This window comes from Clostridium sp. CTA-19 (genome assembly GCF_054767855.1).
Genome location: NZ_BAAABH010000042.1, coordinates 1 through 23,260, shown reverse-complemented (window position 1 = coordinate 23,260; position 23,260 = coordinate 1). Strand labels below are relative to the sequence as shown.

The following is a 23,260-nucleotide window of genomic DNA, read 5'->3' as shown; positions in this document are numbered from 1 at the left end:
ACATGCTAAAGCCTCTTCTACAATTTTCATTCTTTCTTCTTCAGTATATTTTCTAATAAAATTTCCACTCATAATGCACCCCTCCATTCATTAATCCTAGTATAGTTCCATTCGAATTATGAGTCTACTTTTCCACGGGGGCCTATGAGATGTCAATTGTCCATTGTCAATCCCTAGCCCAATTGTCAACTATCAATTTTTTTAAACTTTTAGCTATTAACTTACTAAAACTTTCAAGCAAGCAATTTCCTAAAATTCTGCCTCCATCACAAGAGGGACAGACGCGTTTGGGGCTAATTCCCTATACTTAAGGTATGTACTTTTATTGGTTTTAGTTTTTCTTCTATAACACTCAAAGTCAGTCCCTAATACCACAGTTTTAGCTAAACTTCTTAGCAAGCAATATTTCTAAGTATTGGCTCCATCACAAATGGGACAGGCACGGTAAATTTATTTTCTTCGCTAACACTTGATTCTCTCCTAAATTTATATTACTAACACAATATCTCAAAGCCAGTCCCGAACATGTACACAGCAAAGCTGCTATTTTAGGACCGGCTTCGATTGCTTTAGGTTTTATTAATAATATTATGATTACTGTGAAAATAACTTTTGGAAAATATACTTAAGTACGCCTGTCCTTCTTGTTATGGCTGTAGATTTTGAATTTAACTTTGTTTAGTTTAATCTCTCAAACTTAGAATTTACTCCCTTAAATTAAAAAGAAACTGGTACTCCAGTTTCAACCAACATTGTCCATTGTCAATTTTTTAAAACTCTTAACTATTTAAAATTATCTTTTGTCCTTTGTCTATTTTTCCAAACGTTTATTACGCTTTTATATAAATTTTTTAAACAGCCTTTTTTTACAAGTTTTAAGTTTAGACATATCATGCCTTTCAGAATATATTCCTAAAAATATTAATGCAGACCCTATACCTACACATAGTCCTTTTATAAATTCAGGAATTATATTAATACAATTAAATATTAGAAACATACCATAAAACAATATTCCAAACCTTGTGTAATTATTTAACTCTTTCATAACATCTACCCCTTACATGATTAATTATTTAATATTTTTTATTGTAATAAATCTTTAAACCAATCCTTACTACCCCTACAATGAATAAGGTCATTATTAAAGTAAAAAATACAATTTCATTATAAAAACCAGATACAATAATTCCTAAAGCTAATATAACTGTTATTATATTTATTGCCATTAAACTGCTCTTTAATAAAATTAACCTTTCACGTTCATCATTTTCTTTTATATATAACAATTTAAGTTTTTCCTTATTATTAAGAGCATTTTTAAATTTTATAATATTCATTAAAAGTAATGTTTCTAATCCAAAAAACATACCAAATTGAACACCTTTAATAAAATCTGTTGAATGATTACTTGGTATTTTAGCATTTATCATTGTTAAAGTTATTATAACTGGTATAGTTATAGCTATTAATAATACGCACATTAATACTTTCTTTCTTAATACTTCATTATATCTTTCCATTTTACTAATCCCCCACCTCTGAAAAATCAAAAACCTCTTCAATTGCTAAATCAAAATATTTAGCTATTTTATACGCTAAAACTAAAGATGCAGTATACTTTTCACGTTCAATAGACGTAATAGTCTGCCTTGTAACACCTACAGCTAACGCAAGTTCTTCTTGCGTAACTTTCCTCTCCTTTCTTAACTGTGAAATTCTAGTTTTCATATTTTCACACCGCCTTATGTATTTTAATGTTTGTATAGTTTGCTTTACATTTTTAGTATAGTTTGCTTTGCATTTCATGTCAAGCCTACTTTGCATTTTTATATAATAAATTTTAAACATAAAAGGAGCTATTACTCCACTAACCTTTAGTTAGTTTAGTAATAGCCCCATAATTAAACTATATATTCTTTATTATCATAACTTGTTCATTAGAATCTATCTCACCATTTATTTTAAAACCTACTTTTTCATAAAATTTTTGTGCAAATTTATTATTTAAATGAGTACTTAGTCTGATTTCATTGCAATTATATATATTTTTTACATGGTTTATAAGAGCCTTTATACATTGACTTCCATAACCTTTTCCCTGAAGGTCTTTATCTATCATAAATCTATCTATCCATACATTACCTTTAGTTTTTTCCATACCATACATGGCATATCCAACTAATAAGTTATCACAATATAAGGCTACTGACTTCCATTCTGGTTCAAAACAACTTTGTGCTAAAGAGTAACTATTAGGCTCTATAAATGCCCTTTGATTCTCACCTACCCTAAGTTTTTCAACTTCTCTCCAGTTTTTTGGTGTTACATCTTTAATTTTTACACTCACAATTCCATCTCGCTTTCAAATCACAATATTATTATAGGCTTTAATGCCTATATACTTTAAGTATACTCTTCTAAAGTTAAAAAAAGCATAAAACTTTAAAGTTTTATGCTTATAAATTTAATTTAAATATTATTTTTCCACTTCTAAATCTGGTGTTCCTGCCCATGCTACATATGAAGCATCATAATTTTTAGCATTATTATATCCTGCTAATCTTAATACCATAGCCATATGTCCTGAACGTATTCCAGATGTACAGTAAGTTACTATTTCATCCTCTTTATTTATTCCGTTATCTGTCATTATTTTTTCTATTTCATCTTGTGATTTTAATGTTCCATCTTCATTGTATAAAGTACTAAAATTAATGTTTATAGCTCCAGGTAAATGTCCTCCTCTAGCCTCACCATACTTTGTAGCACCTTCATACTCATCTTTTTCTCTTGTATCTATAATCTTAACTTTTCCTAAATTTTCTTTTAAGTGTTCTGTAGTTATATTTAAATCTTCTTTAAAACTGTCAACTTTAACCTCTGCGGCAGTAGGTTTTACTTCTTCTTTAGAAGTTTCGTATTCTTTAGACTGCCAAAGATCAAATCCACCGTTTAACATTTTAGCATTTTCTAGACCTGCATATCTTAAAGTCCATTGAACTCTTCCGTCTTCACCCCAGCTACCTTTAACACCATAAAGAACTATTGTTTTATCTTTTGCTAAACCAAATTCTGATAGTTTTTTAGAAAGTGCTTCTGCATCTAAAACATTGTTTTCGTCATTAGATAAGTCTTTCCAAACTATATTAATTGCATTTTTTATATGACCTTTTTTATAATCTTTAGATTCTCTACAATCAACAATAACTACATCTTTATTATCAATATTTTCTTTTAACCAATCTGCATCTACTATATAGTCTTTATTTATGTATTCTTTTGCAGTTTCTTTTTTATCTTCTTCTTTCTTATTTTCTTGTTTTTGCTCTTGAGCTGCATTATTTCCATCTTTTTTAGCTTCATTATTAGATGAACATCCTATAAATATAGATGATGTCATTACCACTGCACATAATAAAGCCACTATTTTTTTATTATTTCTTAACATTTTTATATTCCCCCTTAATAACTATAGGGTTCCAAGTTGACTTTTCAAATTATCCATTCCAAAACTTGGATACCTAAAATAGTGATACATGCTCCGAATCACTTAAAATTCAACACTACCTTTTGCACAAAATTATTTTAAATTTATACATCAAATTTTGGTTATCAGTTAAGAGAAAATATAAATAAAACCTAAAGCAATCAAAGCTGGTACTAAAAAAGTACGTTTAGTATTATTAGGAATATAGTGAGTAATAATCACCACAACTATTAACTGTTCACTATTAACTCTTAACTAAAATACTCTGTTAGTTATTGATAAGATATTAATTTAAATTTTCTCATTTGATAAATGAATAAGTTTAAAATTTAATTTGAAACCCTATATCTCTAATAGTTCCATAGGATTTTAGCATATATATTTATCTTCTTTATACTAATTAATTTTAATATCCATCTTAAAACCCTACGTATTTTTATTTACCTTTATTCACCTCAATTCTACAAACAATAATTTTAAAACACAATTATTTTTATGTATTATTTAATTAAACTATAGAAACTTCATGTTCTATTTGTATTTTAAATATAAGAGTATCACATACCCTATGCTATAATACAGGTAGAATAGGTATGGAGGATTTTTTATGATTTCAGTTATAATTCCAACATTAAATGAAGAAAAAAACATTGAAAAATTACTTATAAAATTAAATAACATAAATTATCCTAAAGAAATTCTTATAGTAGATGGTGGTAGTAATGATAAAACTGCACTTATAGCATCTAAATATGGAAAAGTTTTAACATCCCCTAGAGGTCGATGTAATCAACTAAATTTTGGAGCAAAAAATGCAAAAGGTGATATTTTATGGTTTGTACACTGTGATTCTATAATTGATGATTATAGCTTTAATCATATAGAAAGAACAATTAAAGAAAATTTTATAGGTGGGTGTTTCTCACTTTATTTTTATGACTTTAAAACCATATTTTTAAAATATATTTCCTATACTTCAAATCTAAGAGCAAAATATCTAAAATTAATTTTTGGAGATCAAGGACTTTTTATAAGAAAAGATGTGTTTTTCAAATTAGAAGGTTTTAAAAAAATGCCTATTATGGAGGATTGGGAGTTCTCTACAAGACTAAAAAGAGAAGGAAAAACTAAAGTTTTAAAAACACCAATAGGTACCTCAGCTCGAAGATTTATAAATGGAGGACAATTTAAAACCCATATTTTAATGCATAAAATAAAAATATTATATTTATTAGGAACTCCACCAGATAAACTATCTAAAATATACAAAGATATAAGGTGATTTTAATGACTACGGATTTTTCATTAGATATAAAAAACTATTTAAATATTAATAATCTATACAGTAAAGTTGGATTAGATAAAAACTTTAAAGTTAAATTCCTAGCTCAAGGAGAATATAACATTAACTATATTTTATATGATAAAACTTTAAAATTAGTATTTAGAATTAATACTGATAGCCAATTAAGATTGGATAACCAAATAGAATATGAATTTAATGCATTAAAACTTCTTGAAGGTTCTAATGTCACGCCTAAACCAATATATGTAGATGGTTCTAGAAAAAACTTTCCTTTGGGAATACTTATAATGGAGTTTTTAAAAGGTAAACCCCTAAACTACTCTACTGACTTAATTAAAGCTTCAAATATTTTCAGTAAAATACATACTCTTAAAGTTCCTAAGAATCATGGACTTATAATAGAAAATAATATTCTACAAGACAGAATAAAAGAAGGAAATTGGCTTTTAGAAAGCTTTTTTAAAAGTGATATCCCTGACATAAAAATTAAAAAATTCTTTGAAAAATATATTAACTGGTGTGAAGATAATTTGCATCTTGAAAAATATTTCATAGAAAATCCTATTTTATCTATAAATAATACAGAAGTTAATTCACATAATTTTATAATTGGAGACGAAAACTATTTAATAGATTGGGAAAAACCTGTTTTGTCACATCCATGCCAAGACTTAACTCAATTTTTAGCTGATACAACTACTCTTTGGCGTAGTAATTACATTATAAGTGATATTAATAAGGATGACTTTTTAAAAGAATACTGTAATAAAAGTGGATTTAAATATAAAAATATAAAAGAATCTATAAATATTTATAATCCTTATTTATATTTAAGAGCATTAAGTTGGTGTGCTATGGCTTTTGTAAAATATCAAAGTGAAGATAAACTTATAAAAAATGAAGAGATTTTCTTGAAAATTAAAAGCTATTTAGATATAGATTTTATTTCGAAACTATTAAAACCATATTTTTCAGTAGATTAACAAATTAAGGGGGAATTGTAATGAAAAATGCTTATGTAATAATGTCTCGAATCCCTCTTAGTGGGAAAACTAAAACACGTTTAATGCCTTTTTTAAGTGGTGATGAGTGTGCTAGCCTACATACTGCCTTTTTAAAAGATTTATTTAATATGAGTTATGAATTAAAAGATTACTCAGATATATATTTAACTTATTTAAATGATGGTAATGTTGAAGATTTAATCCACATCACTCCAAGTTTTATTGATTTTTATCCACAGAAAGGTAAATCTCTTGGGGAAAAGATGAATAACTCTATAAAGTTTTTACTTAATAAAGGTTATGAAAAAGTAGTTTTAACTGGCTGTGATATACCTACTTTAAATAGCGAAATAATAAAAAATGCTTTTAAGGTATTAGATAGTAAAGATATTGTTATTGGGCCAACCTTCGATGGTGGCTACTATTTAATTGGATGTAAAAATTTTATTGATGATGTTCTACTTTGTCCAATTCGTTGGAGCAATTTTGATGTGTTTGAAAATACGCTACAGATAATAAAAAATAATAATAAAAACTATGGTATTGTTGAAAAAATTAGTGATATAGATACCTTGGAAGATTTATTATATTTCAAATCAACAGCAACAAAAGATAGCAATACATTATCCTTTGTTGAAAAATTAAAAGTTGAGGAAAGGATTATTTATGAAAACAGAGTTTAAATCTAAAAAAACTATAAACACTTCTATATTTAAAACCTATAAAAGTGATTGCATTAATTGTAAAAAGTGCGTAAATATTTGTCCTTTTCTACAAGAATATATAAAATCACCTAAATCTTTTATAAGTGATTTAGAAAATTCATCTATTGATATAAATCTTCCTTACTATTGTAGCTTATGTAGTTGTTGCAAACGAGTTTGCCCTAAAGACATAGATTTAGGACAACTTTTCTTTTTATTAAGAGAAGAAATAACAACTGATAATAACGGTAAAACGCCTATTAAAGGTCATAAAGCTATGGATTTTCACCAAAACTTTAGTAATAATACTATCTTTAAAGGAGTTTATGGAAAGAAAAATACTAAAAAGTTTTTTATGCCTGGTTGTTCTTTAAATGGATATAGCCCTAATCTTTCACTTAAAACCTATAACTATTTAAAAGAAAAATTAGGAGATGTAGGACTTATACTAAATTGTTGTAACAAACCTACTAAAGACCTTGGCAAACGTGATTTGTTTGACAAACGTTTTTCTCAGTTTATAAGCTCTTTAAAAAAGTTTAACAATGATGATATTGAAATAATAACAGCTTGTCAATCTTGTTTTAGAGTTTTAAAAGATGAAACTAAAGATATAAAAATTACTTCTCTTTGGTCATTATTTAGTGAAATAGGTATTCCTAAAAACTCTATAGGAAAAGGCCTAGGCTCCAATTTAACTTTCTCTATTAAAGATTCTTGCCAAGGGCTAGATTACAAAGAAATTGGTGATGGAATTAGGTATGTAGTTGAAAGTCTAGGATATAATCTAAATTCTAAAGATGTTACTAATAATTGTTGTGGTTTAGGTGGTATTGTTCATTTAAGTAATCCATTATTATCTAAAAAAACTAAAGACAATTGCATAAACTCACTTAATAGTGATAATGTAATAACCTATTGTGGTGGATGTCTTTCTGCTATAAATAACTCTGACAAGAATAGCTATCATATTTTAGAGTTAATTTTTGAAGATGAAGATACTCTTTTTGTTGATAGAAAAGTAAATATATCCGCTTTAAGCAGTTGGAAAAATAGATATAAAATAAAAAAGGACTTGGTTAAGGAGGATTCACATATTGAAAAAAAATAAATATGTTAAAATTATTTCCTTTATTGGGCTGTTAATAATTTGCTACTTTCTTTTCACTAATACGGAATTTTTAAGAAAAGCTTCTCCACAGCAGTTAAAAGAATTTATAGAATCCTTTGGGAAATTAGGACCAATAATTTATATTATTTTGTTTACCTTTGTTCCACTTACATTTTTTCCTGATGCACTGCTAGCTGTTGCAGGTGGCATGGCTTTTGGAGTGGTTAAAGGTAGCATATACACAATTATTGGTGCTGTTTTTGGAGGTAGCCTTGCATTTTTTATAGCCTCTTATTTTGGTAAAGATTTAATTTTAAAATTAACTAAAAATAAACATAGCTTTAATTTTTTATCAAAAGGGCATAGAGAATTTTTTACTGTATTAATTTTAAGGCTTATACCTTTAATCCCCTTCGATATAATAAGTTATGGTGCGGGACTTACAGGTATTAAATTTAAAAATTTTTTACTAGCAACAATTATAGGCATAATTCCAGGAGTAGTTGTATTTTCAAACCTTGGTGATAAAGCCTTAGATTTTAAATCACCAGAATTTATCTTTGCAATATTTATGCTTATATTACTTTTTGGTATATCTTTTATACTAAAAAATAAACTTCAAAAATCAAAAGAAATTAAGAACTCTTAATCATAAATTTATAAAGGGGGTAACCACATGAAAAAATCTACAATTTATAAATTATCGGTACTAGTAATTTTAATACTTATATATTTTTTAGTACCAACAGTTAGAGAAAACTTAAACTATGTTGTAACTTTATTAGCTACTCTTAACATAGTAGAATTGAAAGAATATATTATTTCCTTTGGCGCATGGGGACCAATAGTGTCTATACTACTTATGATGTTCCAATCAATAGCAGCTCCTCTCCCTGCCTTTGTTATTACTTTTGCTAACGCATATGTTTTTGGTTGGGCATTTGGTGCTTTTATTTCTTGGACTGGTGCTATGCTTGGAGCAGTAATGTGTTTTTACATAACTAGAATTTATGGTAGACCTGCTGCTGAAAAATTTGCTTCATCAAAACTTCTTGATAAAACAGATAACTTTTTTGATGAATATGGTAACTACGCAATATTAATAGCTCGTCTTTTACCATTTATATCTTTTGATGTAGTTAGTTATGCTGCCGGTCTTACTAGCATGGGCCTTTGGTCTTTTTTCTGGGCTACTGGACTTGGACAACTTCCTGCTACAATAGTCTACTCAATGCTTGGCGAAAATATAGATCAAGGTTCAAAGTTTTTCCTTGGAATAATAACTGGTGTAATAGCATTAGTTGCTTTAGGACTAGCTATAAAGAAATTTGCTTCTAATAAAAATGCTAAGAAAAAATTGACTTAAATAGATTGAAAGGACTACTTATGAAAAGAATAATTTTTGATTGTGATAACACTATGGGCGTACCTAATTGTGATGTAGATGATGGACTAACTCTTTTATATCTTTTAGGTAAAGATGATATATCCCTTGAAGGGGTTACCTTAACTTATGGAAATAGCTCTTTAGATGTAGTTTATGATACTACTTTAAGCCTAATTAAAGATTTAAATTTAAATATATCAATTTATAAAGGTAGTGAAGACAAAAATAATAGAATTAGTGATGCTAGTAAGTTTTTAGCCCATACTGTAAAGAATAATCCTAAAGAAATTATAGTACTGGCTACTGGTGCATTAACTAATATATATGGTGCATATCTTTATGACAATAGTTTTTTTGATAATGTAAAGGAAATTGTTCTTATGGGTGGAATTACAAAACCTTTAATTATATCAGGTCACAAAGTTAATGAACTTAACTTTTCTTGTGACCCTGAAGCATCTAGTAAGGTTATAAACTCTTCATCTAGGATATCTATACTTAATGGCCACACTACTATGGAAGCATTATTTGGACCTTGTGAATTAGAAAAAATTAAGACTAGTCCTAATAAGATTCTTAATTACATTTATGATAAAATACTTCCTTGGTGTAACCTTAATGAATCTTTAACTGGATTTAATGGTTTTTGTAACTGGGATGTAGCTGCAGCTATTTATATAACTAATCCAGAGCTTTTTAAAAATGAAATTGCTACTATAAATAGTAATTCATCAGACCTTGCTACAGGATGTTTAAAACTTGATAGCTATGGTAAAAAAGTAAATATGCCATCTTCCATACTAGATCTTAAAACTTTTAATGAAACATTCATAGACTCACTACTTAAACTTGATGCAAATTTAAATAATTAAAAATTAGCTAAAAAACCACATCTTTTACTTTAAAGATGTGGTTTTTAATTTAATTACTAAATTTTATATTTCTCTATAGTTCTTTGAAAGTTTAATGAGTTTATTAAAAATAATAATCCTGAAATAAATAGTGCAAAGCCTAATCCTATATAAAAATCTCCTACATATACAGGGTTAAATACACCTATACTTCTTACACCTATACCTAATGAAATCATGAATCCCATTATTATATAGCTTTTAAAATCAAAGAATGAAAATGCACAATGCTTTTCTAAACTACTATTTATAATTCTTTTAGTGTGTTTTTTTAACATTTTACTAAATATAAATTTAAAAAACATAAAGAATATTACAGTTGCTATAATTAAACTTAATATGCCATAACCATTATTTATCTTTACATCATTTAATCCTATAGTTAATACTCTAAATCCTGCAAAACCCCAAACTATTCCACCAATTAATAATAATATTTTTTTACTTACTCTTGGTGTTAATTTATCTAAATTTTTCATAAATGTCATCTCCTAATTAGAACATTAAAATTAAAATAGTTCCTATGCGAACTATTTTATATCTTTTTGCTCTTACTGTCAACATGCAAAATTTTACTTAAATTTTTAAAAAATTATATAAAAATAAAGCCATTTCAATACCATATTTTTTTGAAATGACTTTGCTTTTTAACCTATTATATATAAATATGTGTCTATACTTTTTTCTACTTGTGATGCTACTAAATTTATGAAATCATGCAAACTTCCTTCTGTAGAAGCCTTTTCTAAAGCTCGCATATATTCTTCTCTGTGCTCTGTTTCTATAACAGTTATAGGATAACCACTTCTCATTAAAATCAAATTCATAAGTAATCTTGCACTTCTTCCATTTCCATCTATAAAAGGATGTATATATACGTATCTGAAATGGAACTCTGCTGCTAATTGTATTGGATGTAAAATATTCTTATTTTCAAAATACCAACTCAATAACTCTCTCATTTTTTCTTCTACTAAAAAGCTTTCTGGTGGTCTATGTTTACTACCACTTATTAATACATTAGTTTTTCTATATTGGCCAGCATTCTTATTATCTATGCTTTTTAATATTATATAATGCAAATTTTTTATTACACTCTCTGATATATCTAAGTTTTTACTTACTATATCATCAACATAATCGATAGCTTCTTTATGATTTATAACTTCTAAATGTTCTTTTAGACTTTTTCCTTTTCCTATAGTGATTCCATCTTCTAATATAACCTTGGTTTCCGTTATTGTTAATGTATTGCCTTCAATCGCATTTGAATTATATGTTAACTCTATATCAAAGTATTTCTTAAGATTTTTTAATTGATGATTATTTAACGGTCTCTTAGAATCTAGTGTTTTCTTTTTATCATCTATTTTTTCAAACACTCTAATCTCCTCCATATCAAAACTTATTTATATATTATTATAGTCTATTCTTACATTAACTATAATACAATATTTTATATTTTTAAATTAAAAACTGTAATTTGTGGCACATTAAAAAATCTAAAAGGAAACTTTGTATTTCCAAGTCCACTGTTAACATATAATTTTGTACTTTTTTCATTATCAAACTTATATATACCTTTAGTATAAGTTTCTGCTAAATAAGTCTTTTTTAATGGTCCATAAAAAGGTATATATACTTGTCCACCATGACTATGTCCACTTAATGTTAAATCAATTGGATAATCTAAAAAATCTCTTATAAGGTCAGGCTCATGTAATAGTAGTATATTAACATCTTTACTACTAATATTCATAACCGTATCTTCTGGGCTATAATTTCCTATTAAAGCATCATCTGCACCTAAAATATTTAAGTTAAAATTATCAAATTCAACTCTATCATTTTCATTTTTAAGTACTTTAAAACCTGCTTCATTCATAATGTCTTCATAATAATTTACTGCCCCTCCACCATAATCATGATTTCCAAATACAGCATACTTTCCATAGTTTGCTTCTATATTACTTAGTACAGTTGCTATTTTATCTAAACTCTCATATTGAGATGCATTGTCTATTAAATCACCAGTAAAGACCACTATATCTGGATTTTCACCATTAATTTTTTCTACCGCCCGTCCAAGTTCATCTAAATCATAAAATTCTCCAAGTTGAGTATCTGTAAACTGAACAACTTTAAGCTCTGTTTTCCAATTATCATTTAAAACTATATCCTCTTTTTTCACAGTTAATAAAGTTCTCTCTATGTACGTAGCATATATTATCAACATAAAACTTAATATAGTAAAACCACCTATTATCTTACCTATTATTTTCAAAATATTTTCCTCCTAATAGCTTTAAAATAAATATTTATTATTACTATAAGTTTCTACTGTTACACTAATGTTACGGAAGGATATAACAATGGGTTGAAAATAATACTAAAAACCAAAATAAGAGCATCTAAATATTAGATACTCCTAACCCCTATTATTGAACAGGATTTTCATTATACACTTCTTTTACTTTTCCCTCTTTAGTTTTCTCATTCATTATTAGTTTAAAATAATAGTACTCTCCTTTATTTAATTTATCATAGTTTTCTTTGCTTATTTCAAATGTCCCTTCACTTATATACTCATCAGAGTCCATCTTAGTTTTAAACATCTCAATATAAAATAATCCATCTTTATCTAATTTATAAGCATAAGAATTTCTTGATTTTTTTGCATCTTCTATAGCTGTTATATCTTCCTTTTCTACAATTTTCACATTACCTGTAATACTCTCAGACATTTTTCCCGTGCCAAAAACCGTAAATAATATTAAACCGAAAATTGCAATTAACACTAATACTATTATCCAAGTTCGTACTATTTTTTTGTCTTTTAAATCAGAAACCAAATTAATACCCCCTTAATAAAATATATAATTTCACCTTCACTTCTGCGATTACACACTTAAGTATATTTTATAATATTATACTATATAATTTAATTTATGTTAATTATTGTAAAAAACTTCAATTACTCCATTTAGTCATTAGTAATTAAAGCTTCTCTTTAAAATATTATATAAAATTCTATACTACCATCACTTGTTTCAAACCCAAATTTCAAATTATGATTCTCTAATATATCTTTTACAATTGATAAACCTAATCCTGTACCGGACAAATCTTTGTTTCTAGACTTTTCAAGAACGTAAAAAGGTTTCCAAATGCTTTCTATGTCATTGCTACTATGATTTCTTATTCCGTTTTTAATGGTTATTTTTATATCATCTTTACTTTTTATTAAACTAATCTCTATCTTCTTGTTATTAGTGTATTTTATAGCATTGGTTACTAAATTATTTAGTACTATATCTATCTGTTCTTCATCTGCATATATATAATATTTCTCTTTTTCTTTAACATTTAATATTAACTCAATGTTGTTTTCTTCTATTATCAATTTATACTTTTTAATAATATCAACAACGCTATCTTTCAATGAAAATTTAGATTTATTAATAGGTTTTTTTTGAAGTTTTGCCCAATATAAAAGTCTATCTATTAACATACTCATGTTTTCTGTTTGTTTTTTAATTGTTTCTAAATAAGTTCCATCATCAAGTCCGTCTTCTATCCCTTGTGCATAGACATTAATTAAAGATAATGGCGTTTTTAATTCATGGGATATATCAGAAACTAATGCTTTAAGTCTTTCATTTTGAGAATTTATATCTTTATGTGCTTTTTCTAAACTTACACTCATAGAATTTATACTTGTTGCAAGTTCTCCGATTTCATCATTAGTTTCTATTTTTTCTGTTCTAAAATTTAAATTAGCTATATCTTTTGATAAGAGTTTTAATTTTTCTAATGGTCTTGTTATATGCTTTGAAAAAATAATAGCTAATATTATAGTTATAATTAATAAAAATATCATCAAATATGTATTAAATTTATTTACCATATTTACTGTTTCATCTAAATAAGGTAGTGAAATTCCTATTGCAAATACATAATCATTATGCAATATAAATTTTGATAAAAACTTATATTTTACCTTACCTTGATAATATATTTTGTTTATACTTCCTTCGCTTAACTGGTCCAGTGTATCTTTTGTAACCCAAAATTTATTTAACTTTATGCCTTTGCTTTCGAACTGTGATAATATATTTCCGTTAATGTCTTCAATATCTCTATCTAATGAGGAATATGCAATAGTAACATTGTTATCTTCTTCAATAGACTGAATCTCATCTACTTTTATAACATAACTACTACTTATTTCATTTTCTACTTTATCTAATATTTTTCTTTTTTCATGAATATAGTATTTACCAATAAAAAAATTATTAATTAATATGGACGCTATAGTTACCAAAAATAATATTAGAGATATTCCAATTGAAAGTTTTTTGTTTATTTTAATTTTAATCCTCCTCCAAACTGTAACCTAATCCTCTATAAGTTTTTATTATCTCATCACCTACTTTTGATCTCAATCTACGAACATGAGTGTCTACAGTTCTATAGTCCCCTTCATAATCAATTCCCCAAACTAAATCTAAAAGTTTCTCTCTTGATAGAATAATTCCTTTATTTCTCATTAAACATACTAAAAGTTCAAATTCAATTTTTGTTAGATTTAAATGTTCATCATTCTTATAAACTTTTTTTGATTTTAAATTTATTTCTAAATCTTTAAATCTAACCCCTTCACTAAAATCCAATAATTTTTTAGCTCTTATAATTAATATCCTTGGATCAAAAGGTTTTTTTATGTATTCATCTGCTCCACAACTTAAAGCTTCTATTTCATCTTCATTTTGAACCTTTGCTGTTAACATTAAAACTTTAGTATCACTATTTTCTTTTATATATTTACATACTTCTATTCCATTAATTTGTGGCATCATCCAATCTAGTATAGCTAAATCCACTTTATTAGATGAAAGTAATTGTAAAGCAGACTCTCCATCATATGCCAAGATGGTTTCAAAACCTTCTTTCTTAAAATATGCGTCTAAAATCTTTACCATATCTTTCTCATCATCAGCTATTAATACTCTCAAAATTTTCTCCTCCCTTCACTTTTACATAAGTTTCTTAAATAATTTAAAATGAAAACCTACTTCACTACATAGAGATACAATGTCATATTTAGTTAATAATTAAGAGTTAACAGTTAAAAGTTTAGGATGAAAGTGACAACCACTTTCTTTGAAATTTAAAGGAGTAAAACTTAAGCTTAGATGAAAAGTTTTAAAAAAATTATTATCTAAATTTATCTCCATAACAAGAAGAACAGGCGTAACAAAATATATTTTCCATAAGTTATTTTTCATTGAAACCATAAGGTTATCAATAAAATTTAAAGTAATCAAAGCCGGTCCTAAAAAATATGTTTAGTATTAACTCTTAACTAAAGTAAGCTTTTAACTAAAAAAAACTATTAATTAAAATACTAAAAGTATAGCTACTTATTAAATTTAAAGCAACTATACTTTTATTTATGTACTATGCAATTTATTTTACTATTGTTGTTCCTGTTAATCCATTAATAGCTTCTTTTGCTTTTTCAAGGGAAGTTATAATAGCCGTTCTACCTTCCTTTGATTCTACAAATCCCATAGCAGCTTTTACTTTAGGAAGCATTGAACCTGGTGCAAAATGTCCTTCTTTTATATATTTTTCTGCCTCATCTAATGTTAATTTTGAAAGGTTCTTTTGGTCTGGCTTTCCAAAGTTAATAGCTACCTGTTCAACAGCTGTTAGTACGATGAATGTATCTGCATTTAATAACTGTGCTATTTTACAGGATGCAAAGTCCTTATCAATTACTGCTGGCACACCTTCAAGTTGTCCGTTTCCCTTATCTATCACTGGTATACCACCACCACCAACAGTTATAACAACGTGACCTGCATCTACTAAGGTTTTGATAATAGGTTCTTCTACTACAGATACTGGCATAGGTGACGGAACTACTCTTCTCCATCCTCTATTAGAGTCTTCCTTCATTGTATATCCTTTTTCTTCCATTAATTTCTTTGCTTGTTCTTCTGTAAAAAATGAACCTACTGGTTTTGTTGGATTTTTAAATCCTTCATCATTTTTATCTACTATAACTTGAGTTATAACTGTTGCAACTTCTTTATTTGAACCTCTATTTTTAAGTTCTTCTCTTATAGCTTGTTGAAGATGATATCCGATATATCCTTGACTCATGGCTCCACATTCTGGGAAAGGCATTATCGGATTATTTTCATTTACAGATGCTGCAAGTTCATAAGTAGCTACAATTTGACCTACCTGAGGACCATTACCGTGTGCTACGATTACCTCATGTCCTTCCTGGATTAAATCTACAATGGCTTGTGAAGTTTCTTTTGCTGTTATTAGTTGCGCCTCTGCTGTAGTATCCTTTGGATTAGCTTGAAGTGCATTCCCTCCAAGTGCTATTACTATTCTTGCCATTTATAATTCTCCTTTCTTTGTAAATACTCTTCTACAATTTTATTTTTCCTGTTCCGATCATTACTACCATAATTATTGCTAATACTATTATTACTGTCATTGCCACTTTTTCTTTTGAAGTAATTTCTTCATTTTTTTCTTTCTTAGCTTTTGTATAAATTCCTACTCCTAAGGCATACATTATTAATGCTGCACCTAAATACTGTAGTCCTACTGCAAAAATTACATATACAGAATAAATTGATGCCATTATTGATATAAACATATCTTTAAATCCTAATTTATCTTCTCTTGATACCTTGATAGCATATAAGCTTGAAAATAAATATGGAATTAATATACAAGTAGTAGCAATTAAAAATATATTGTTATATGCTGCTTGAAGTGCTGGTAAAAGCAAAGATAATAAAAAGATTTGAGTTAATATATCTGTTACTAATAGTGAATTTGATGGTACTCCATTTTCATTTTGTTTCATAAACCATTTTGGCATTGTTCCACCTTTTGCAGCAACATAAGGAATTTCTGCTGCAAGCATTACCCAACTAATTAAACAACCTAATAATGAAATAATTAGTCCTACTTTAACTATTAATGGTCCTGACCTACCTATTACCGTTCTTCCTAGTACATCGGCAAGTGGTGTTTGTGAATTTAAAAGTACCTTTCCTGGAACTGCACCCATTGATACCACAGAAACAAGCATATATAAAGCTAATGTTATAATTAAACTTAAAACTGTTGCAGCTCCAACAATTTTTGATGACTCAGCCTTTTCTGATAATACTGTAGCTGCTTCCACTCCAATAAAGCACCATAAAATAATACCCATTGCGCTGTTAACTTGCTTAAATAAATTTGTAGGTTCTCCTGTTGCAACAAGTATGTTTCTCCAATTTGCTACGTTGAATATATTTAAATCAAATACTGTAAATCCTAATATAATTACTAATAATAATGGAATTATTTTTGCAACTGTTGCTATTGCATTTATTATACCTGCACTTTTAGTTCCTTTTAATTGAATCCAATGAACTATCCAAAGTATTAAAGATGCTATTAAAAATGACATTATAGGCCTTATTCCACCAATTAAACTATTTAAAGTTTTAATCATAAGGATAAAAAAAGCAACATTTCCAAGCCATGCACTTAACCAATATCCCCAAGCTGAATTAAATCCTGTAAAGTCACCAAAACCCTCTTTAGCATAAGTAAAGATTCCTCCTATAAGCTTCGGTCTTTTATTTGCAAGTAATTGAAACACTAAAGCTAAAAATATAACTCCAATACCACCAATAATCCAAGATAATAACACCGCTTGTGGATTTGTACTACTAATAAGATCAGTAGGGCTGTTAAATATTCCTCCACCAATCATTGAGCCTACTCCAAGAGCAACTAATAACGATAATCCTAACTTTTTATCACCATCCATTTGTTTTGCTCCTTTTCTTTAGTTTTATTATTTTTTAAATTTATAGGGACACAATTTTAAAGTTTAATTTATGAATATATCAAATGATAAAACTCAAATTAATATTTTATCAATAACTAACAGATTATTTTAGTTAAGAGTTAATAGTGAACAATTGTGGGACTTTTCTAGTTAAAAGTTAAGAGTTAATAGTGAACAGTTGTGGTTATTACTACTCACTTCGTTCCTAGTAATTCTCAACGTATCTTTTTATAAATTTGTAAAGCAAATTATATTGATAGATTTTTTAAAATCATTTTCAGAAAGTGGTTGCCACTTTCATCCTAAATTCTTAATTCTTAACTAACTATATTTGTACTTATTTTTCTCAACTGATAACAAAAATTTGATGTATAAATTTAAGTTAGTTATGATTTTTAGTTGTGGCTTAGAAACTCTTATGATGTTTTTTAACATTTTTAGGACCGAAACCCAAGGACGGGTTTCGCGACTGCCTAGACAGGACGTCATTGAAATATCTTTAGAAATATCTGATTTCAAATACAATGTATATTTTTTATAATACAAGGCAATAGCAATTATCAATAGTGGAGCTATTAATAATTGTTATTAACGTAGTATTTTGAAAAATAGACTAGTATTTATTTTAGATATTTCTAAAAGATATTTCACTAGCCGTTTAGTCCTAAAAATTTTGAAAAAGATTATTAGAGTTTCTTGAAATAACTAACTAAATAACGGTTTAAAGTTATATTTATTCTCTTTTTTATCATTAAATTTCTTTCATAATTTTAAAGTTCAAATTGTATCCCTACCTTAATTTATTGTCCTAATGTAGCAACCATCACAGCTTTGATAGTATGCATTCTATTTTCAGCTTCATCAAATACTATTGAATGTTTGCTTTCAAAAACTTCGTCTGTAACTTCCATACCTTCTAATCCAAATTTTTCATTGATATCTTTTCCTACAGTAGTTCTTAAATCATGGAATGCTGGTAGACAGTGCATAAACTTAACGTTTTCATTACCTGTTTTATTTAACATTTCCATATTTACTTGATATGGTTTTAATAATTTTATTCTTTCGCCCCAAACTTCAGGTGCTTCACCCATAGATACCCAAACGTCAGTATATATAACATCTGCATCTTTAACGCCTTCATCAACATTATCTGTTATAGTAATTTTTCCGCCAGTTTCTTTTGCAATTTCTTCACATTTAGATACTAAATCTTCTTCTGGGAATAAACTTTTTGGAGATAGAATTCTAAAATCCATACCCATCTTAGCTGCACCAATCATTAAAGCATTTGCCATATTATTTCTTCCGTCTCCACTATAAACAAATATAACTTTATTTAATGGTTTATCAAAATGCTCAGTTATTGTTAAAAAGTCTGCTAAAATTTGAGTTGGGTGATCTTCATTAGTTAATCCATTCCAAACTGGTACTCCTGAATATTTAGCTAAATCTTCAACTATTTCTTGACCAAACCCTCTATATTCAATACCATCATACATTCTGCCTAGTACTCTTGCTGTATCAGCTATTGATTCTTTTTTACCCATTTGGCTTCCAGTTGGTCCTAAATAAGTAATATGTGCACCTTGATCATGTGCTGCAACTTCAAATGCACATCTTGTTCTTGTTGAATCTTTTTCAAATAATAATACTATATTTTTTCCTTTTAAATTTTGCTCTTCTGTTCCTGTATATTTTGCTTTTTTAAGGTCTCTTGATAATTCAAGAAAATACTTTATTTCTTTAGGTGTAAAATCCATTAAAGTTAAAAAGTGTCTATTTCTTAAGTTAAACATATTTTTTCCTCCTAATTTCTTTCATATATTAAGTATTATTTACACTAAGTTATCTCTATTTAAAGGCATACTCATACATCTTGGGCCGCCTCTACCTCTTGAAAGCTCTGCACTTGGCATTGTTATAACATCAACTCCACGTTTTGTTAAAAGTTCATTTGTTACATAGTTTCTTTCATAAGTTATAACTTTACCTGGAGATATTGCTAAAGTGTTAGAACCATCATTCCATTGTTCTCTTGCAGATATTATTTCATCACCATTTCCACATCTGATTAAATCTACTGCTGGTAAATTTAGTGCAGTTTTTAATATGTTATCTAATGTGTTTTTATTATGAGTTATATCTAACCTTCCATTTTTTCCTTTTGTAATTTCAAAAACATTTAGTGGTCCTTCAATACCTGGGTGTATAGTGAACTTATCATAATCAACCATAGTAAACACTGTATCAAGATGCATAAATGCTCTACGTGATGGTATTTCAAAAACTAGTACTTTTTCGAATGAGGTATTATTATCAAATAAATTTTTCGCTATGACTTCAATTGCTTCTGGTGAAGTTCTTTCACTGCAACCTATAGCAATAATTTTGTCTGATAATACTAACTCATCTCCACCTTCTGCACTACAATTAAAGCCCCTATCATACCATAATGGAATCTCAGACATCTTAAAATCCTTATGATATTTATGAATATATTTCATAAATAAAGTTTCTCTTCTTCTTGCTGAAGTTTTCATCGTATTAATTATAATGCCGTTCCCTACTGATGCAGCTGGGTCTCTTGTAAAGTATAAATTTGGCATAGGATCTAAATAAAATGGGTATTTATCTTCCATTAACTCTCTTAAGGAACGCCTTGTTTTTATTTCTATGTGCTCTTTTCTTACTCCCGCCATAAGAGTATCAACCATCTCTTTAGTTGTTTTAGACATTAGATTTTCATACAATGCCTGATATATATCAATGTTATTAATATGGCTTTCTTTTAAAAACTGATTTAAAAATTCATCCTTTACATTCTTATCTTCTAAAGATTCTGCTGCTAAATTTTCTAAATATAATACTTCCACACCATTTTCAGTTAATATTTCGGCAAATTTATCATGTTCATTCTGAGCTACTTCTAAATATGGAATATCATCAAAAAGTAATCTTTCTAAATATTCAGGAACTAAGTTTTCTATTTCATTTCCTGGTCTATGTAACATTACTTTATTAAGTTTTCCAATTTCAGAAGTAACATTTATAAAGTTATCCATACTTTTCCCTCCTTGTTTATTATTTAGCTTAATTTTATAGTTAATGATATTTGTAACTTTTTACTACAATCATCAACTTTAATTCATTATTTAATCTATACATAATGTAGTATTATTTAATGTTCACTAAAATATACTTATTTATGGTGTGATTTAATATGTCCATATTTTTAAATAGAAAAAGTGCATTAAAGCAGATATTATAATCCACTTTAATGCACTTTAATGAAATATTTTACATTGCTCTTTCTGCTATATTAGTAGAATGATCACCTATTCTTTCTAAATTACTTATTAAATCTAAAAATACAGCACTACCATTAGCTTTACATATCCTTTTATTTAATCTTTGTATATTATTTTCTCTAATATCCTTTTTATACTTATCTATACTATCTTCAATCTCTTTTATATTTTTTGCTTTTTCACTATTTTTTGTGCTATAACACTCTAATGCTAACATAAGTGATTCAAGGGTTTTACTATACATGCCCTCTACTTCATTCCTAGCTTCACCTTTTATTTCTATATTCATTTTACTTTTTTCTAGTGCAAGTTCCGCTATATTCTCTGCATGATCTCCAATTCTTTCAATATCATTGATTACATGAAATGTTGAACTTAATATTTTACTATCTTCACTTGCTAAATCATGTCCAGATATTAAAACTAAATAATCTGTTATTTCCTTATCTAATTCATTAATTATAGCTTCATTTGCATAAACTTTTTCTATACATTCCTCATCATTATCTAAAAAAGCTCTCATAGCTAAAGTAACATTTTCTTTTGCTATATCTCCCATTCTTATTGTTTCTTTAAGTGCCTGACCTACAGCCACAATAGGAGTATCTAACAATTTTTTATCTAAATACATAGGCCCTATTTGACTAATTCCATCATCACCTGGCACTATCTTATTAACTAAATCAACTAAAAGTTTTGCTAAAGGTAACAGTATTATTGTTACTGCAATATTAAATATAGTATGGGCATTTGCTACTTGTCTTGCTACACTTGAAGGGCTTATATCTTCTACTAAATCTACCAATATACCCATAAACGGTAGAAATATAATTACTCCAATAACATTAAATAAAACGTGTAATAAGGCAGCCTTTTTTGCTGTTTTACTAGAACCAATAGATGCTAAAAGAGCAGTAACACAAGTTCCAATATTACATCCAAAAATTATTGGCAGCGCTACATTCATATCTATGCTTCCTGTTGTTGCCAATGCTACTAAAATTCCTGTTGTAGCAGAAGAACTTTGAACTATCGCTGTCATTAATAATCCTGCAAAAACCCCTAAAATTCTATTATTTCCTATAACATGTATAATATTTTTAAAAGCATCTGATTGTGCTAATGGTTCCATGGATTCTGACATCATACCCATCCCTAAAAATAATATACCAAATCCTAATGTTATATATGCTATGTCTTTTGTTCTTTTTTTCTTAGCTGTCAATATAATAACTGCACCTATACCAATAAATAATGGTGCTATTGCATCTAATTTAAAAGAAACCATCTGTGCTGTAATTGTAGTTCCTATATTGGCACCCATTATAACGCCTATAGCTTGCATTAATGTCATAAGTCCTGCATTTACAAAGCTAACTACCATTACTGTTGTGGCAGAAGAACTTTGAATAACTGCCGTTGTAATTGCACCAACAAGAACACCTATGTACTTGTTACTAGTGACCTTTTCTAGTATGCCTTTTAGCTTCTCTCCAGCTGCATTTTCCAGCCCATCGCTCATAAGTTTCATACCAAATAAGAATAAACCTAAACCACCAATTAATTGAATAACCATAGTAAAAATATCCAATTTTATCTCTCCTTTTAAACCATATAATGCTACACACAATCATTCTATTATATATAATAACCAAATTTTGAATTTTAACCAAAATTTAACTTGTTTTTAACCTATCCATTACAAATGGAACTTTTATAGTTAAGAGTTAAAAGTGAATAGTTAATAGTTGTGGTTATTACTACTCGCTTCGTTCTTAGTAATTCTCAACGTATTTTTAAATCTAGTTCTGCTAACAAAATTTAAGTAAGCAATCCTCTAAAGTTCTACTTTCATCACAAGAGGGACAGACGCGTAATTGGCTACTTTACTATACTTTAGACTTGATACTTTTGTTGATTTTAGTTTCTCTCCAATATTACTCGAAGTCGGTCCCTAACATCTACGCAGCAAAGCTACTATTTTAAGGACCGGCTTTGATTGCTTTAGGTTTTATTGATAATCTTTCGATTTCACTGTAAAAATAACTTATGGAAAATATACTTTGGTACGCCTGTCCTTCTTGTTACGGCTGTAAACTTTGAATATAACTTTGTTTAATTTAATATCATAAACTCAAAATTTACTCCCTTAAATTA

The 23,260-nt window shown here is 27.7% G+C and carries 23 protein-coding genes; 7 read left to right on the top strand and 16 right to left on the bottom strand.

Translation table 11 applies throughout. The features are described from left to right. Positions 1-838: 838 nt before the first annotated feature. The 5 genes from ACYUE0_RS16135 to ACYUE0_RS16115 all read right to left on the bottom strand — a co-directional run bounded on the left by ACYUE0_RS16135 (position 839) and on the right by ACYUE0_RS16115 (position 3,451). Positions 839-1,048 carry a hypothetical protein gene (locus ACYUE0_RS16135; RefSeq protein WP_460271580.1) on the bottom strand — a complete coding sequence of 70 codons (210 nt, stop codon included), beginning with the start codon at positions 1,046-1,048 and terminating at the stop codon, positions 839-841. Positions 1,049-1,076: 28 nt separating this feature from the next. Beyond that, complete coding sequence (locus tag ACYUE0_RS16130) at positions 1,077-1,523, bottom strand: hypothetical protein (RefSeq protein WP_460271578.1); 447 nt, start codon at positions 1,521-1,523, stop codon at positions 1,077-1,079. A 4-nt stretch (positions 1,524-1,527) separates the two neighbouring features. Next, positions 1,528-1,731, bottom strand: a complete 204-nt coding sequence (locus tag ACYUE0_RS16125) for a helix-turn-helix transcriptional regulator (protein WP_010297983.1) — start codon at positions 1,729-1,731, stop codon at positions 1,528-1,530. Positions 1,732-1,909: 178 nt separating this feature from the next. Next, a complete protein-coding gene (locus tag ACYUE0_RS16120) occupies positions 1,910-2,350 on the bottom strand; it encodes a GNAT family N-acetyltransferase (protein WP_460271576.1) in 441 nt (146 codons plus the stop codon). Between the two features lie 129 nt (positions 2,351-2,479). Next, positions 2,480-3,451 carry a sulfurtransferase gene (locus ACYUE0_RS16115; protein ID WP_460271574.1) on the bottom strand — a complete coding sequence of 324 codons (972 nt, stop codon included), beginning with the start codon at positions 3,449-3,451 and terminating at the stop codon, positions 2,480-2,482. Between the two features lie 646 nt (positions 3,452-4,097). Between ACYUE0_RS16115 and ACYUE0_RS16110 the strand changes: the two genes are divergently transcribed. The 7 genes from ACYUE0_RS16110 to ACYUE0_RS16080 are packed head-to-tail and all read left to right on the top strand — an operon-like array spanning position 4,098 to position 9,874. Beyond that, the gene (locus tag ACYUE0_RS16110; protein WP_460271572.1) at positions 4,098-4,772 is read left to right on the top strand and encodes a TIGR04283 family arsenosugar biosynthesis glycosyltransferase; all 675 of its coding nucleotides are present in this window, start codon (positions 4,098-4,100) and stop codon (positions 4,770-4,772) included. 5 nt (positions 4,773-4,777) lie between these two features. After that, positions 4,778-5,779 carry a phosphotransferase gene (locus ACYUE0_RS16105; RefSeq protein ID WP_460271570.1) on the top strand — a complete coding sequence of 334 codons (1,002 nt, stop codon included), beginning with the start codon at positions 4,778-4,780 and terminating at the stop codon, positions 5,777-5,779. A gap of 20 nt (positions 5,780-5,799) precedes the next feature. Then, positions 5,800-6,483: a TIGR04282 family arsenosugar biosynthesis glycosyltransferase gene (locus tag ACYUE0_RS16100; protein WP_460271568.1), complete on the top strand. Its 684-nt coding sequence runs from the start codon at positions 5,800-5,802 to the stop codon at positions 6,481-6,483. After that, positions 6,467-7,615, top strand: a complete 1,149-nt coding sequence (locus ACYUE0_RS16095) for a heterodisulfide reductase-related iron-sulfur binding cluster (protein WP_460271566.1) — start codon at positions 6,467-6,469, stop codon at positions 7,613-7,615. Before ACYUE0_RS16100 ends, ACYUE0_RS16095 begins: the two co-directional genes overlap by 17 nt. Next, the gene (locus ACYUE0_RS16090) at positions 7,602-8,264 is read left to right on the top strand and encodes a TVP38/TMEM64 family protein (RefSeq protein WP_460271564.1); all 663 of its coding nucleotides are present in this window, start codon (positions 7,602-7,604) and stop codon (positions 8,262-8,264) included. The genes ACYUE0_RS16095 and ACYUE0_RS16090 overlap by 14 nt, the downstream gene beginning before the upstream one ends. A 27-nt stretch (positions 8,265-8,291) precedes the next feature. Beyond that, the gene (locus ACYUE0_RS16085) at positions 8,292-8,981 is read left to right on the top strand and encodes a TVP38/TMEM64 family protein (protein ID WP_010298006.1); all 690 of its coding nucleotides are present in this window, start codon (positions 8,292-8,294) and stop codon (positions 8,979-8,981) included. A 20-nt stretch (positions 8,982-9,001) separates the two neighbouring features. Next, entirely contained in the window at positions 9,002-9,874 is an 873-nt protein-coding gene (locus ACYUE0_RS16080; RefSeq protein WP_460271561.1) for a nucleoside hydrolase, read from the top strand. Between the two features lie 56 nt (positions 9,875-9,930). Here ACYUE0_RS16080 and ACYUE0_RS16075 read toward each other — a convergent pair whose 3' ends face one another. The 11 genes from ACYUE0_RS16075 to ACYUE0_RS16025 all read right to left on the bottom strand — a co-directional run bounded on the left by ACYUE0_RS16075 (position 9,931) and on the right by ACYUE0_RS16025 (position 22,694). Then, on the bottom strand, positions 9,931-10,392 hold the full coding sequence (locus ACYUE0_RS16075) for a hypothetical protein (protein WP_216450486.1): 462 nt from the start codon (positions 10,390-10,392) through the stop codon (positions 9,931-9,933). A 168-nt stretch (positions 10,393-10,560) separates the two neighbouring features. Beyond that, complete coding sequence (locus tag ACYUE0_RS16070) at positions 10,561-11,295, bottom strand: Fic family protein (RefSeq protein ID WP_460271559.1); 735 nt, start codon at positions 11,293-11,295, stop codon at positions 10,561-10,563. 74 nt (positions 11,296-11,369) lie between these two features. Beyond that, positions 11,370-12,197, bottom strand: coding sequence for a metallophosphoesterase (locus ACYUE0_RS16065; protein ID WP_460271557.1), 828 nt, complete (start codon positions 12,195-12,197; stop codon positions 11,370-11,372). 154 nt (positions 12,198-12,351) lie between these two features. After that, entirely contained in the window at positions 12,352-12,765 is a 414-nt protein-coding gene (locus ACYUE0_RS16060; RefSeq protein WP_460271555.1) for a hypothetical protein, read from the bottom strand. A gap of 158 nt (positions 12,766-12,923) precedes the next feature. Then, the gene (locus ACYUE0_RS16055) at positions 12,924-14,237 is read right to left on the bottom strand and encodes a sensor histidine kinase (RefSeq protein WP_460271553.1); all 1,314 of its coding nucleotides are present in this window, start codon (positions 14,235-14,237) and stop codon (positions 12,924-12,926) included. A 49-nt stretch (positions 14,238-14,286) separates the two neighbouring features. After that, positions 14,287-14,928 (bottom strand): response regulator transcription factor, encoded by a 642-nt coding sequence (locus ACYUE0_RS16050; protein WP_460271551.1) that lies wholly within the window; start codon positions 14,926-14,928, stop codon positions 14,287-14,289. A 454-nt stretch (positions 14,929-15,382) separates the two neighbouring features. Continuing rightward, positions 15,383-16,333 (bottom strand): carbamate kinase, encoded by a 951-nt coding sequence (gene arcC / locus ACYUE0_RS16045; RefSeq protein WP_460271549.1) that lies wholly within the window; start codon positions 16,331-16,333, stop codon positions 15,383-15,385. A 31-nt stretch (positions 16,334-16,364) separates the two neighbouring features. After that, entirely contained in the window at positions 16,365-17,771 is a 1,407-nt protein-coding gene (locus tag ACYUE0_RS16040; RefSeq protein WP_460271547.1) for a basic amino acid/polyamine antiporter, read from the bottom strand. Positions 17,772-18,592: 821 nt separating this feature from the next. Then, positions 18,593-19,591, bottom strand: coding sequence for an ornithine carbamoyltransferase (gene argF, locus ACYUE0_RS16035; protein ID WP_460271545.1), 999 nt, complete (start codon positions 19,589-19,591; stop codon positions 18,593-18,595). Between the two features lie 39 nt (positions 19,592-19,630). After that, on the bottom strand, positions 19,631-20,857 hold the full coding sequence (gene arcA / locus ACYUE0_RS16030; RefSeq protein WP_460271543.1) for an arginine deiminase: 1,227 nt from the start codon (positions 20,855-20,857) through the stop codon (positions 19,631-19,633). Positions 20,858-21,092: 235 nt separating this feature from the next. Next, positions 21,093-22,694 carry a Na/Pi cotransporter family protein gene (locus tag ACYUE0_RS16025; protein ID WP_460271541.1) on the bottom strand — a complete coding sequence of 534 codons (1,602 nt, stop codon included), beginning with the start codon at positions 22,692-22,694 and terminating at the stop codon, positions 21,093-21,095. Positions 22,695-23,260 lie beyond the last annotated feature (566 nt).